The sequence below is a fragment of the Reinekea sp. G2M2-21 genome (assembly GCF_015687175.1).
Classification (GTDB): Bacteria; Pseudomonadota; Gammaproteobacteria; order Pseudomonadales; family Natronospirillaceae; genus Reinekea.
On the sequence record NZ_JADPQG010000001.1, the window covers coordinates 1,876,815 to 1,890,567 of the forward strand.

General features: G+C 46.9%; 11 protein-coding genes. 3 read left to right on the plus strand and 8 right to left on the minus strand.

Annotation, left to right across the window (positions count from 1 at the left end; translation table 11 throughout):
- Positions 1–16: 16 nt before the first annotated feature.
- Together IYN85_RS08555 and IYN85_RS08560 are read right to left on the minus strand one after the other, a co-directional pair.
- Positions 17–523, minus strand: coding sequence for an SRPBCC domain-containing protein (locus tag IYN85_RS08555; protein ID WP_196158380.1), 507 nt, complete (start codon positions 521–523; stop codon positions 17–19).
- Positions 510–860, minus strand: a complete 351-nt coding sequence (locus IYN85_RS08560) for a helix-turn-helix transcriptional regulator (RefSeq protein ID WP_196158381.1) — start codon at positions 858–860, stop codon at positions 510–512. The genes IYN85_RS08555 and IYN85_RS08560 overlap by 14 nt, the downstream gene beginning before the upstream one ends.
- 184 nt (positions 861–1,044) lie before the next feature.
- Here IYN85_RS08560 and folD point away from each other — a divergent pair, with 184 nt between their 5' ends.
- From folD to IYN85_RS08575, 3 genes are all read left to right on the plus strand, one after another.
- The gene (folD, locus tag IYN85_RS08565; protein ID WP_196158382.1) at positions 1,045–1,911 is read left to right on the plus strand and encodes a bifunctional methylenetetrahydrofolate dehydrogenase/methenyltetrahydrofolate cyclohydrolase FolD; all 867 of its coding nucleotides are present in this window, start codon (positions 1,045–1,047) and stop codon (positions 1,909–1,911) included.
- A gap of 16 nt (positions 1,912–1,927) precedes the next feature.
- The gene (locus tag IYN85_RS08570; RefSeq protein WP_196158383.1) at positions 1,928–3,634 is read left to right on the plus strand and encodes a formate--tetrahydrofolate ligase; all 1,707 of its coding nucleotides are present in this window, start codon (positions 1,928–1,930) and stop codon (positions 3,632–3,634) included.
- Between the two features lie 158 nt (positions 3,635–3,792).
- The gene (locus IYN85_RS08575; RefSeq protein WP_196158384.1) at positions 3,793–4,113 is read left to right on the plus strand and encodes a Bor family protein; all 321 of its coding nucleotides are present in this window, start codon (positions 3,793–3,795) and stop codon (positions 4,111–4,113) included.
- Positions 4,114–4,646: 533 nt separating this feature from the next.
- Here the strand turns inward: IYN85_RS08575 and IYN85_RS08580 are convergent.
- The 6 genes from IYN85_RS08580 to IYN85_RS08605 form a co-directional block, all read right to left on the minus strand.
- Positions 4,647–6,575, minus strand: coding sequence for a bifunctional 2',3'-cyclic-nucleotide 2'-phosphodiesterase/3'-nucleotidase (locus IYN85_RS08580; protein WP_196158385.1), 1,929 nt, complete (start codon positions 6,573–6,575; stop codon positions 4,647–4,649).
- Between the two features lie 1,133 nt (positions 6,576–7,708).
- A complete protein-coding gene (locus IYN85_RS08585) occupies positions 7,709–9,025 on the minus strand; it encodes an MATE family efflux transporter (RefSeq protein WP_196158386.1) in 1,317 nt (438 codons plus the stop codon).
- Entirely contained in the window at positions 9,022–9,297 is a 276-nt protein-coding gene (locus tag IYN85_RS08590; protein ID WP_196158387.1) for a hypothetical protein, read from the minus strand. Before IYN85_RS08590 ends, IYN85_RS08585 begins: the two co-directional genes overlap by 4 nt.
- Positions 9,294–10,403: a radical SAM/SPASM domain-containing protein gene (locus tag IYN85_RS08595; RefSeq protein ID WP_196158388.1), complete on the minus strand. Its 1,110-nt coding sequence runs from the start codon at positions 10,401–10,403 to the stop codon at positions 9,294–9,296. Before IYN85_RS08595 ends, IYN85_RS08590 begins: the two co-directional genes overlap by 4 nt.
- An 861-nt stretch (positions 10,404–11,264) precedes the next feature.
- The gene (locus IYN85_RS08600) at positions 11,265–12,629 is read right to left on the minus strand and encodes a CoA transferase (RefSeq protein WP_196158389.1); all 1,365 of its coding nucleotides are present in this window, start codon (positions 12,627–12,629) and stop codon (positions 11,265–11,267) included.
- Complete coding sequence (locus IYN85_RS08605) at positions 12,622–13,659, minus strand: histone deacetylase family protein (protein ID WP_196158390.1); 1,038 nt, start codon at positions 13,657–13,659, stop codon at positions 12,622–12,624. Before IYN85_RS08605 ends, IYN85_RS08600 begins: the two co-directional genes overlap by 8 nt.
- Positions 13,660–13,753: the final 94 nt, after the last annotated feature.

The window sequence follows — 13,753 nt, forward strand, 5'->3', positions numbered from 1 at the left end:
TTTAATGCCTATTTGTTCACAATGAACTTAGGTACGTTTCAAGTTGCTGCAAACCACTGCCCCAACCATTTGCGTGTTGTGCGCGAGATGCTTCAAACGCAGCGGCTTCGGCAGCGGTCGGATTAACCGGTTCCCAAATAAGTTGCAATTGCGTTACGCCGTTTGACTCCGATAATTTTATTGTCGTGCGCATGTCTTTTGGCCAATCGGGCATTTGCGGATTACCCAGCTTCTCGCCAGCTTCGTTTGACGGCCATTGCAGAAAGACCAATCTGTGCTCAGGGGAAATTTCTTCATATTCGGTCAGCAAGAACATGCTGTTGCCATTGGGGAAAGTCATTTTATGCAACGACGTACCACCCACCTCGATGCTGGCATACACATACTCGCAGGTGACACCGGGCATCGGCACCATCCATTTCTGCAATCGGTCAACTTCGGTCCAAGCGGCAAACACCAAGGCCATGGGCGCGTTGTATTCGCGGGTAATAATGGTTGGTTCAACGTGGTTATGGTTCGTCATCGGTCTGCTCTCCCGTTTGCACTTCGTTTAAATAGTCACCCAATGCGTCGAGGCGAGGCGCCCAGAACGCTTGAAATTGCGTGACCCACTCCTGCACTGGCTTCATGGCTTGCGCGTTCACGCGGTATACCCGAAACCGGCCTTCCTTACGTTCCACAACCAGATCCACTTCTTTGAGCACCTGCAGGTGTTTGGAAACTTTCGGCTGATTCCAGCCCAATGCCAGAGCCAAAGCGCTGACGGTCAGGCTATTGCCCGCTAAAGCTTCCAACAACGCTCGACGGTTAGGTTCGGCAATTGCATTGAAAGGATCGTAAGTGGTTCGTTTTCGTGCCATCGGCTAAATATATTCCTATATTGGAATATGTCAAATGAGCTTATGTTCAGAAATGTATCCGCCTGTACGCAAATTGGCACAGCCCAACGTATTTTTTATGCTGCCGAGGTGGTGTCAGGTCATTTGTCAAAGGCTGTTCGGCGTGCCAGTATCAAGGTATCCCCTTGCCTAACGGAGGCAACCGATGTCGGCGAAGTTATTAGACGGACGCGCGTTGGCAAATCAGCTAACATCCAAAATCGCCGAGGCGGTTGCGGATCTGATTAACCGAGGTCACCGCCCACCCGGCCTGGCGGTCATTGTGATCGGTAACGATTTTGCGTCACAACGGTATGTGGCCAGTAAAATCAAAGCTTGCCATGCCGTTGGTTTTGTTTCGGAAAACTATGAATTACCTGATACAACGACCGAGGCTGACCTGCTGGCCTTGATCGACCGCCTGAATCATAACGCGGCTATCGACGGTATTCTGGTGCAAATGCCATTGCCGGCTCACATCCACGCGGACACCATTGTCGAACGCATTCGGCCCGACAAAGATGTTGATGGTTTTCACCCGTTTAATATCGGTCGACTCGCCTTAAGGCGGCCTCATCTGGAAAGCTGCACACCTAAAGGCATCATGACATTACTGAAAAGCACCGGCGAAACCATACGCGGTATGAATGCTGTCGTGATCGGAGCATCTAATCATGTTGGCCGCCCCATGACGTTGGAATTACTGATGCACGGGTGCACGGTATCCACCACGCATCGTTTTACTCAAAACCTGGAATACCATGTTCGTGGTGCCGACATTGTCATTGCTGCCGCGGGCAAACCCGGATTAGTAAAAGGTGACTGGATAAAACCGGGTGCGATCGTGATCGACGTAGGCATCAACCGTGATGAACATAATCACATCACCGGCGATGTCGAATTTGAATCGGCCGCGCTGAACGCAGGTTGGATCACCCCTGTGCCGGGCGGCGTTGGTCCAATGACGGTAGCCACATTGATGGAAAACACGCTGATTACCACCAAACAATTTCACCTTGGTATCACCCACTAATGTAAACAGGTGCAGTATGACGACCCAACAAGAACAACACACGTCTCCGAAAACCGATTTAGATATTGCCCGCCAAGCGCCCATGAAACGAATAGTCGAGTTAGCCCGGGAAACACTCGGCATAGACGATCAGCATCTGGAACCTTACGGCCACTATAAAGCTAAGATTTCGTTGGATTACCTTCATTCCATCAGCGACCGGCCGGATGGCAAACTGATCCTGGTGACCGCCATATCACCAACACCCGCAGGGGAAGGTAAAACGACGCTTTCGGTTGGGTTAACCGATGCACTGAACGAGTTGGGAAAGAAGACGATTGTTTGCTTACGCGAACCCAGCCTGGGGCCCTGTTTTGGGATGAAAGGCGGCGCAGCAGGCGGAGGCTACGCGCAAGTCGTGCCCATGGAAGACATCAACCTGCATTTCACCGGTGATTTTCATGCCATCGGCGCGGCCAATAATTTGCTCGCGGCGATGATCGATAACCACGTTAACTGGCACCATAACGACGAAACCTGCCTGGACAACCGACGCATTACCTGGCGACGCGTTGTGGACATCAACGACCGCTCGCTGCGTGAAATCGTCACCTCGCTGGGCGGTGTAAACAATGGCGCTCCGCGCGAAGGCGGCTTTGATATTACGGTCGCCTCGGAAGTCATGGCCATACTTTGTTTAGCCACCGACCTGAAAGATCTGGAGAGACGTTTAGGTAATATCATTGTCGGTTACGACCGGAAGAACAATCCCGTTCGGGCAAATCAGATCAAAGCACAAGGTGCCATGACGGTCCTGCTCAAAGACGCGATTAAACCCAACCTGGTGCAGACGTTGGAAAACAACCTGGCGTTAATCCACGGTGGTCCCTTCGCCAACATCGCGCACGGTTGTAACTCGTTAATCGCCACTCAGGCTGCGTTAAAAATGGCCGATTATGTTGTCACCGAAGCAGGCTTTGGGGCCGACCTGGGTGCAGAGAAATTTTTTAATATCAAATGCCGCAAAGGCAATTTGAACCCGGAATTAGCTGTTGTCGTGGCTACTATTCGTGCGTTAAAGATGCACGGTGGTGTCGATAAGTCTGCATTGAACACAGAAAATCTTATTGCCCTGGAACGCGGATGTGCCAATCTGAAACGCCATGTTCAAAACATGAAACGATTTGGCGTGAACGTGGTAATTGCGATAAATCGATTTACTTCAGATACACCCGCGGAGCGCGAACAGTTGCTGGCTTATTGTGAAAAAATGGGTGTTAAAGCAGTCGAAACTGACCATTGGGCGCAAGGCGGAAAAGGGGCACTGGTGCTTGCCGAGACCGTACTCCAGCAAATAGCAAATACGTCACGAACGTTTAAAACCCTGTACCCAGATGACATGTTTCTGTGGAATAAAATCAGCATGATTGCCACCGAACTGTACGGTGCCAGTGAGATTGTGGCGGATCAGAAAATCCGCGATCAAATACGCGCGTTTCAGGATGACTATGGGCATTTCCCCATTTGCATGGCGAAAACCCAATATAGTTTTTCAACCGACCCGCAGTTGCGTGGCGCGCCGGAGAATCACGTGGTGCCCATTCGTGAAATACGCTTGGCCGCCGGAGCTGAATTTCTGGTGGTGATTTGTGGCGACATAATGACAATGCCCGGGCTGCCCAGCGAACCCGCCGCCAATAACATCCGTATTGATGAAAACGGACACATAGCCGGGCTGTTTTAACGCCTGTACCGAAATAAAATCGATACAGATTGATACAAGTTGAAGGAAGCTGTTACAGCTTCGCGCCTGTTCTCGCCTTAGCATTTGTTCAGTCTTTTTTGTTCCTGAGCGCATGGAACCAAAAGAACTGACGCCAAATACTCAATAAGGAACAGGCTATGAACAAACTATTACTCGCGGTGGCTATGGTCACGGTATCCGGTTGTGCAACCCAATCATTTGTTTTGAACGATCAGCAGCCTTCAGTACCCACAAAAGAAACCATGCAACCCTTTTTCGTCAGCGGTTTGGGGCAAACACAGGAAGTGGATGCGGCAGGTATTTGCCACGGCGCCGAGAATGTCGCCAAGGTGGAGACGCATATGTCATTTCTGAATGGTGTATTGGGTGCTTTGTCCAGCGGCCTATACACGCCTCGTCAGGCAACCGTTTACTGTGTCGATCAATGGGCACTGAATGACAACGCACCTCATAGATAAACCTACACTCTAGGGCAACTCTGATTAATTCGAATCACCTCAGTCCTATCAGATCGAAGGATGAGCGAGGCGTGTGTTGCAGGGAATGGCGAGTCCTTTTCAAAATACACAACAAAGCTCAGTCATCGATCTGAAGGACCCGGAGGGCGGGGCTGAAATGGCAAATTTCGTTGTTAAGTCCTTTGCCAAGATAATGAATATTGCCTGCAGAACTTGCCTCGAATTTTGCGCATTTCTTCACCCGCTGCGGTAGAGAGCAATTATTCAGAGGTGCCCTATAAATTAAAAAGTTTTGATTGAATCCATCCATAAAAAACCCGGCGCAAAGGATCGCCGCCGGGTTTTGATGTTACACATGAAGAGTACTAGTGGTCCATGCGTGAAGTAATGTAAGCAAAGCGCATAGCAATCGCGCCGAAGGCAAGGCGGAAAAGTGAAGGCAAAGTGGTGCTCTGTCAAACTTTTCCAACGCAGGCTTCGGTACGAGGGCGAAGCGATGTGCTACCTTATTTTCCGCATGGCCCACTAGTTGTTTATTTCAGATTAAAAATCGCGTAGCCAGCGTCGTTCATGTTTACAAACGACATAGACGCTGATTCTCGACCTTTCGCCTTCGGTGAGGTTGCGAAGCTAACCGTGGCCTTACCAAAATCCGTAAACGTCCAGTTGTTATCAGCCGACGGATTAATGGTTTTCTGCGTTAACAGATAATTGGCAATAACGTCGCGGTTTTTATCCGGTGCATCGATTACGACGGTAGTCCCGTCTAATGCTGGGAAATGCCCACCACCACCGGCACGATAGTTGTTCGTGGCAACCAGAAATGTCTGTTTTGGATCAATGGCTTTGCCATCGTACATAACATCAACAATACGATGGGCGGAGGCATTAGCTACCTTACCCTCGGCGTCGTATCGCAGCGGTTGGGTCACATCAATTTTGTATTCGATACCATCGATGACATCGAAATTATAAGTCGGGAACGACTCATTGATCAGCGCCTGACTGGCACTGCTGTTGGGATCGATCTGATTAAACTGACCGGCAGCTCGTTCCAACCATTCAACCACTTGGGCACCGGTTAATTGCACGACTTTTAAATCGTTCGGGTAAATATAAAGATCGCTCACATTCTTTAACGCGATATCCCCTTTGGGTACATCGGTAAAGTAGTCCGGACCACCGCGACCACCGGCTTTAAACGGTGCTGCCGCCGACAGGATCGGCAAACCATCGAACGAGGTACCGCGAACGATGTTTTCAACGTACCAGATTTGCGCGTTGTTCACGATTTGAATTGACGGATCATCCTGTACCAGGGCAAAGAAACTGGTGATGTCTGCAGTCGTCTCACCAACCTTACGACGCATGTATTCCAAGGTTCCCTGATGTTCAACACTGACGGCTTGATTAATCGCCGGATCTGCATCCACCAACGCAACGGTTTTACCGTCTTCGCGTTTGGTTATGCCACGAACGGCACTGGTGCCTTTCGCGACTTGCCAACCGTCTCCATTGGGTTCCAACGTTAAGTCAACGACGCCCAGGTGTGAGCCCCAGAAACCTGGCATGGCAGCCGGCACGCCAAACACGGTACCTGCTTCGGCATCGACGCCCTCATAATCATTGAATGCGGCGTTACCCGGAAACACCAGATGAGAATGGCCGAACAGAATCGCATCAATTCCATCAACTTTAGCCAAATGGTAAGTCGCGTGCTCTTCCCCTTTTTCATAGGCGTTGTTGTACATACCACTGTGCGGGATGGCGATAATGACATCGGCACCGTTGGCTTTCATCTCAGGGATGTACTTGTTCGCAGTTTCGATAATGTCTTTAGCAATCACCTGGCCGGTCAGGTTGTCTTTATCCCAGGTCATGATTTGCGGTGGCACAAAACCGATGTAGCCAATGTTGACCGTCTGGGTTTTGCCGTCAGAGTCGACCAATGATGTCGGTTTGATCAAATAAGGTTGAAAATAGGGCTGATCGTTTTCTGGGTTATTGTCGCCGTCGTCGACATATACGTTTGCGCTGACATAGGGAAAGTTAGCGCCGGCCAGACTCTTCATTAAGAAATCCAGACCATAATTGAATTCATGATTGCCGATGTTGCCGACATCATAATCCAGCAGATTCATGGCTTTGTACGCTGGGTGAGTTTCACCGAAGCGCAATACGCGACCTTTGGCCACATAATCGCCCAACGGGTTACCTTGCAACAGGTCGCCGTTGTCGACCAGCACTGAGTTGGTAACTTCACTGCGTGCGGCTTTAATCAAGGTGGCAACGCGCGACAAACCGACAGTGTCGCTTTGTTTATCGCCATAGTAATCGTAATCCACCAGATGCATGTGGATGTCGGTCGTTTCAAGTACACGTAGATCAATGGTTGCCGCGGCGGTAAAGCCCGCAACAGACATAGCAGCAAGCAATGCTGCACCCTTTTTTAGATGAGGCATGGTGAGTTTTCTCCGTAATTTATTATGTAATATTTGCGAACGGCCCCGTCAATCTGCGGAAAGTTGACCACAAAGTCAAGACCATAAATTCATCATTTTTTGGCCCGTTTTTTTCAGTGATGAGACCGCTTCACCGGTAAGGTTACGGGATAAGTATGAAATTCTGTTGAATGTACAGTCGGTCACAGACAAATGACGGCAAGAACAGCGCTCAGCCGCCCTTTTCACGTCACCAAAGCTTTGCCGTTCAGCGCTTAGGGCACATTGAGCTTGCAAGGCTATTGGATTTTTTTGAGGGATTGTCCAAGGGAAACAAATGTTTCTGTTTACTTTTTGCTCAGCAATCTATTGTTGAACCTAAAACCTTTCATTAAGTTAGCGCTAAGGTTTGCCTTGTTGACAGGAGTAGGAGCTTTTCTGCTTTCACGATATAGCGTTTATTGTCTTCGTCTAAGAGAACTAATGAAAGCTTCACGTAGCGGCTGTTCCAGAACTTGTAGAATATCTATGTATTAACTCAAAAGCGGACATCCAGGCGATTCCTACTATCTCGAATAACCGAATTTATTTAGAATTTATGAGTTCGTCAGCTTCTGCACGATTGCAGACCTAAAGATGTTAGCACTCATGGTCTGCTGAGTGGAGGGATCTGACTTAGAATTGATGAGCAGGAAGTCTTCATACTTCTATTAACAGACATTAGGTTGCTTTTATACGGTTGTAAAAAGCAAGGACAATACTTAGCTTACCTAGCGATTGCCTGAGCTATTATAGTGACTCTTTTTGGAGTGAGTGATTTCGTCGACTATTAACATCAAATACGTCTTTCCAGCCAAATATCGAAGTCTCCGCTAGTTCCATTTTCGAAGTGACTCCTAAAGCTTTACTGTTCCAGATCTTGGCAGCCATCGCACAGGCTGAACACGGTTCTTTCGGTCTACTAATTGACTTAATCTATCGGGCACGGCAGGCATAGGCAGAATTGATGGATGCGCCAACTAGGGTTCCGATGTGGGTTAAGCGACTATGCAGTCCGTACTTTAATTGACCTCTTAGCAACAAGTGTCGATGTTAACTGCTATTATAAAGAACTAACTTCCGACCAATAGTAGTTTGACTGTTCAATTACTTCGCTATATTGCGAGCGTATTCTTTTGACTACTAATCGAAATCATTTTAATGATCAAGACTGTTCCAAAAGATGAATAGGAAAATACAAGATATACAAGAATTCCATGCAACGTAAAATCATTAGAATTCTTTGCTACGTACAGAATCAAGCTACAAGTTGTAAAGACAGCAATGCAAGCTCGTAGTGCGAAGTTTTCATGCCCTAATCCATTAATTGTCGCCCTGAAGATATTGCTGCATCCTGCAATGAGTTGATATATTCCGAAGAACCAAAGTATCTGGATAAAGCCATTTGTTACAACTGTATCTGATGTAATGATATTAGGAACGATTGAGCCAGAAACACTAATAGCGAGCGTGTAAGTAATCCACAGTGCTAATAAACTTACAATGCAAATCCCCCAATAGCGATTGATTAAGCCAAGATTACACTCAGCTTTTTTTACTAAGACGGTTAGGGCGCTTCCATATGCATGTGAAGACATCAGGAATGCCGAAAACGAAATGTTTAAAACACCAAATATTGCCGCTTCAGTAGTTCCCAATGAAGATATAACCGAGTAGACCACAAAGAAAAAGATCGTAAATTCAAATAGATCCTGAAAAAACAAATTAGTGAAAAGCCTCATCAACTCTTTGGATTGAGTTCGATCAAACGTAATTTTTAGCTTAACTCGGCCATCATAAAAGAAAGTAGCAATAAACATTATCAAACCTACCATCAGTCCACTAACACTTCCGATAGCTATGCCTATAGCCCCTAGTTTTGGAAGGCCAAATAGTCCAAAAACTAAAATCAAATTAACTACGATATTGATAGTTGATGAACAGATAGAGGAAAATGTGAGGATTTTAGCCTTCTCAATTGTTCTAAAATAAGACGAAAACGAAAAAATAAAGATATTGAGTGGTACTGTAAGGGAGATAATGCATAGAAAATAAAATGCTTTTTCCAGCCGGTTTTTATCTATTAACAATACTTCGCTTAAAAATGGCTTGCCAAGCGTGATTGTTAAAAGTACGAATCCTATTGAAATGATTATTCCTAATGCCAAGGCAGTACTAAAAAGGGAAGAATATTCCTCAAACTTTGCCTTTTGGATTAAAGGGGATCCTTTCAGCGTAAGGGCAATTGAATACGCACCAATTGAACCTGTGACATAGTAAATCAATGATCCAATTATGGTGACTATTGCATAGTCGATGACATTATACTGGCCAATAATAATGTTATCAGCCAAAGAGAATACAACCCCAACAAGGAACGATAAATATATTGGAATGGCTAAATTGTGAATTCTTTTAAGTTCCTTGATCATAGCGTAATATGCTTGTGCTTAATTCCCAAGTCACCTAACTTTGAAATGGTATTTAGTAGATCTGATTTCATGGTATCAATACTTTCGTCATAGATAGAAGCCATTTTCTCAGCGGCCTGTTCAATTGTATTGCTTTCATTAAGTGATACCATTTGATCAACAACGGTTTCATTTATGCATAGAACGCCCAGTTGATGCGTCAGCTCACCAGTTCCATCAGAGTTTGTTCTCATTCGAAAGTTATTTATAAAATTAATATTTTTAATCTTCATGCTGTTGCGATTTCCTTGGCAATTTCACATCTTAAATCACTACCGAATTTGCTTTTTGAGCAGCTGCTGGAACAAGCCCTACAACCGCCCTTGCAATCGTAGAGGTGCTCACAGTCTTTACAAGGTCCTTCGATCTTTTCTAGAGTTGCTTTTCGCATATCGCCGAATACGGTTGAATTATTCCATATCTCTACTAGCGAATTATCTTCAATATTACCCGCGCAAAACTCCGGTTGAGATACCATAAGAGAGCAACCGTAAACATTACCGTACCCATCTATAGCCATGCTACTTCGGCCAGCAGTGCAACCGAACGAGTTGCTAGAAAATGGTTCAGAGTTGTTAGGATCTATCCATGCCCCCAGTAAATCCAAACGCTCTCTCTTGAGTAAAGGAACGTGTAGCTCCCATGGGAATGATGATTCACCAGTAGTTACTATTCTAAGATCCACAGGAAGCGAACCTGATAATTTGTCTTCACTAAGTTTAATTAGGAGATTCGACCAGTCATCAAAAGGCGTTATTAAGTCAGTGGATGCTGAACCGACTGAAGCCAGAAGCATCACTGATGCAGATGTAAGTCCAAGATTCTTGATGCAATCGAGAGTGTCGTAGAAATATTTATAGTTACTTCTGGATAAAGTAATTATGGCTTGAATAGGAACATCATACTTTTGAAGCGAGTGGACGGCTTTAACCATTTTCTCAAATGCGCCGACATAACCTCTACAATGGTCATGGATAATTGAATTTGGGCCATCAATGCTGATGCAGATCTTAGAAACGTTAGTATGGCTAAGTTTCTCGGCTATTTCATCGGATATTAGGCTTCCATTTGTATTTATGTAGTATAAAAAATCCAATTCATCTGCAACTGAAAGAATCTCAAATATGTCCTTTCTAAGGAAAGGCTCACCGCCCTCGAAACTAACCCGCAATACATCTAACTCATCCAGTTCATGAAGCGCCTTGGTTATACTCGATAAAGAAAGTTGATTAACTTTTGGTTTTTTTTTGTCAGAAGCCGCGGAGCAAAAACTACAGTTGAAATTGCACGTAGGTGTGATTAAAAAATCACAATAGTATGGGTTTTCAATAAGTGACATTTATATTCCTTTATCAAAATTAAGTGGCCTTTAGAGGCCACTTAAAACGTTATTAGCACTTACCCCAATGAAGGGATGGAGTGATAACTGGCTTCTGATATTTCTTTTTCATTTTAATTTCCTTTTTAAAATTAAACTTGACAGGGACATCCCTGCCGAAACATATAGTTACATAATTTTCATAGCCGTCAATAATATGACTAAACTGATGCGCCTTAATCTACAAAAAAATGATAAAAATCAACATATGAAACACATATCTAAAGGATTAGTGATTTTATACGACTCTCTAAAACAGATGTGAAGGAGTTCCGAGGTTCTAAAAAGTTGGAATTCTGCTTTGTGAGCTTTGAGATTTTGCATCACTCTAATTAACTAAGGGAGCTGTAGGCAGGCTTTTGCCAGGGCAATGTAAGAAGCGTCAACTTTTGCAATAAATAGGAGTGTTTCTCAACAAGAGTTGATGACATTTTTTTTATTAATGCATACTAATTTAGAAACTGAACTAACTTCCGCTATGTGTAAGCAGCGGACAAAATAAAAACTCTTTTCAGTCAGCTAATGTGGAATACCAGCTATGTCTCGTCGCCGGACGATGTTCGCTTACGAGTCCAATGAAAGTAATTTTCATATCGACTAAACAGCCGCTAATGCATCAGAGCAGTCTTGTATTTGAATAAAGCAAACCTGCGACCCCACTTGTACATTCTGATGCGAACGGCTCTACTTAAGAGGCGCAATGAACGGCCTTTGTTAATAACGAAATTATTTAGCTAACCACTTTACTTCTGACCAACGCTCACAAAGAAAAAAACATAGCTTATAAAACGTAACTAATCGCATACATCAGTCAGCGATGCATTAGCGCCAATGCGCGTCGGAAGTTCGTAAGGCACAGGCCCCTTGTGACCAATGTGCGGGAACATTGGGTATTACAACCGGGAAGCGTACACGCTGTGCTGTGCCCCAGGTCGTTGTTTCGTGTACAGGCTGAAAATCACTCGCGGCCAGTTCGGGCATGGCATGACTGAGTAGCTGCCGCGGTGTGTTCAGCAAACGTTGTGCGGTTGCCGCTAAAGACAAACGAGCACGGCCTATTTGGTTATGAACGTCGCGCATTTCCAGCGCCTGTATCGTCGCGGCAGCCATCAGATAACCGGTGGCGTGATCCAGCGCTTGTACCGGTAGCGGGGTTGGTCGGCCGCTGCCACTGTGTACCATGCCGTAATGGGCAATGCCGCTGCTCATTTGCACTAAACTGTCGAAGCCACGCCGGTTCTGCCAGGGCCCTTGCCAACCATAGGCGTTCAGGCTGATATCAATGAGGTCTGGCTGTAGCTCACTCAGGAACTGTTGAGTAAAACCCAAATCCGCCAAGGCACCCGGCCGGTAACCGTGTACCAAAACATCTGCGTGACGTATCAGTTTCGCCAACTGTTGCTGACCTGCCGTCGTGGTTAAGTCGAGTCCGGCGCAACGTTTTCCCAGTGTTACTTCGGGAATGACACCAGGCTCTTCCCAATCCAACGGGTCAATCCGCAAAACGTCGGCGCCGTATGCGGCGAGAAAACGAGTCGACACCGGTCCAGCGAGCACCCGCGTCAAATCAAGAACCCGAACACCCTGCAAGGGTCGCTCTAAGCTGATGCGCCGATGCGTCATTTGCTCGGCGGGTCGCTGCTCAAAATGGACCAACGGCTCGTTGTGTAGGTATCGTCCGTGCTCGTGTTGTTGCCACTGCTCAGGGCTGTGCATTTGTGCGGCACACCCGCCTGCGTCTACCACCGCTGACTCCAATGCTTGAGCAGACCAAGTCGCTACCTGCGCAGCCACCGCTTCACGATTTTCTGCGCACCCCAAAACCGTTAACGCACGCTGCTTATGATGTGGTGCGTTTGTATGCAAACGAATCCAACCATCTTTTGCCTGATAATCTCCGGCGATAGAATCCCAGGCGGGCGGCAGGGAAAAATCGACTGGTTGCAACGTAAAGCCAAACCAGAGATTAGTCAGGCGCGAATCCAGCTGATGCGTGTCGATTGTTGCACCAGATGCCCGACAATAACGTACCAGGGCCGCCGACGCGGCACCCACGGTAGCGGTAGCCAGATCGGAAACATCAAACCATGAGGCTAACGTTGCGGTGCCCAGAACCTCTGGCCAAGGCAAATCGTTTAGCACTTCGTGTTGCAGTACCCGTTGAATTTCATATTGGAACTCATTCATTTTTTAACGCCTGTTTAAAACCTTTCAAAACATTGGCCACGTTCACGCCGATGGCATCAACAGCGTATCCGCCTTCTAACAAAAACAAGGTTGGCAAGCTCGCCTGAGCGATGACCTCGCCCACCTTGAGATAATCTTCCGAGGTTAGTTTAAAAAAAGAAATGGGATCATGTTCAAAGGTGTCGACTCCCAGAGAAATGATGAGTCGATCAAAGCCACCCTGTTCGATCAGTCGTAACGCTTCAGATAAGCCATGTTGCCATTGTGAAAATGGCGTACCCGGCCCATACACCCAGTTGCGGTTTGCGCCTTCCCCTGCACCTGCGCCGCGTTCGTTTTCATAACCAGTAAAGTGAGGAAACACCAACGCGGGATCGCCATGCAGACTGAAAAAATGCACGTCATCGCGCTGATAAAAAATGTCTTGCGTACCATTACCGTGGTGAAAGTCGATGTCCAGAATCGCGACTTTTGCATCGCCCTTGTCCCGAAAGTATTGTGCACAAACGGCGGCGTTATTGATAAAACAATAGCCACCGTAATAGTCGTACGCGGCATGATGCCCAGGTGGACGACACAAGCCAAACGCACTTTCGCCACCCAACACCACCTCAGCCGCGGTTAACGCTACCTGGCTGCTGGCGTAGGCGGCTTCCCAGGTACCACCGCTGATGGATGTCTCGGCGGCAAAGCTGTAGTAGCCCAATTTACCGTCGATATCCTGTGGCACAACTTGCTGCATGCGCCGAGCGGGCCACACCGCAGGGATAGCTTCACCGGGTTTGCCGGTGTCTTGCCATTGTTGCCAACAACTGGCCAAAAAATCGATGTAGTCAGGGTCGTGGACGCGGGTGATGGGCGCTAAACCAAAATCTTTGGGTGGCAGCCAGTCAACAATGGCGGCCTCAGTGACACTGGTTTTTACATACTCCGCCCGTTGCGGACTCTCATAGGGCGTTACCAGTTGCCCGCCATCCAACTCGGTACTGGGGTGGCGTTGCCAATGCGCTTGATCGTATACCGCTTTCATTTGAATGCCCTGCCTCGATGACTGTGGCACGAATGTAACAAATAAAAATTACGGAAGGTATCAGGGGCAACACCTAGCCACCGCATTTCGCTGA

Bases quoted from the DNA above. Each gene is read 5' to 3' on its own strand.
- IYN85_RS08590 (WP_196158387.1), bottom strand. From the start codon at position 9,297: ATGAAGATTAAAAATATTAATTTTATAAATAACTTTCGAATGAGAACA.
- folD (WP_196158382.1), top strand. From the start codon at position 1,045: ATGTCGGCGAAGTTATTAGACGGACGCGCGTTGGCAAATCAGCTAACA.
- IYN85_RS08560 (WP_196158381.1), bottom strand. From the start codon at position 860: ATGGCACGAAAACGAACCACTTACGATCCTTTCAATGCAATTGCCGAA.
- IYN85_RS08555 (WP_196158380.1), bottom strand. From the start codon at position 523: ATGACGAACCATAACCACGTTGAACCAACCATTATTACCCGCGAATAC.
- IYN85_RS08595 (WP_196158388.1), bottom strand. From the start codon at position 10,403: ATGTCACTTATTGAAAACCCATACTATTGTGATTTTTTAATCACACCT.
- IYN85_RS08580 (WP_196158385.1), bottom strand. From the start codon at position 6,575: ATGCCTCATCTAAAAAAGGGTGCAGCATTGCTTGCTGCTATGTCTGTT.
- IYN85_RS08605 (WP_196158390.1), bottom strand. From the start codon at position 13,659: ATGAAAGCGGTATACGATCAAGCGCATTGGCAACGCCACCCCAGTACC.
- IYN85_RS08585 (WP_196158386.1), bottom strand. From the start codon at position 9,025: ATGATCAAGGAACTTAAAAGAATTCACAATTTAGCCATTCCAATATAT.
- IYN85_RS08570 (WP_196158383.1), top strand. From the start codon at position 1,928: ATGACGACCCAACAAGAACAACACACGTCTCCGAAAACCGATTTAGAT.
- IYN85_RS08575 (WP_196158384.1), top strand. From the start codon at position 3,793: ATGAACAAACTATTACTCGCGGTGGCTATGGTCACGGTATCCGGTTGT.
- IYN85_RS08600 (WP_196158389.1), bottom strand. From the start codon at position 12,629: ATGAATGAGTTCCAATATGAAATTCAACGGGTACTGCAACACGAAGTG.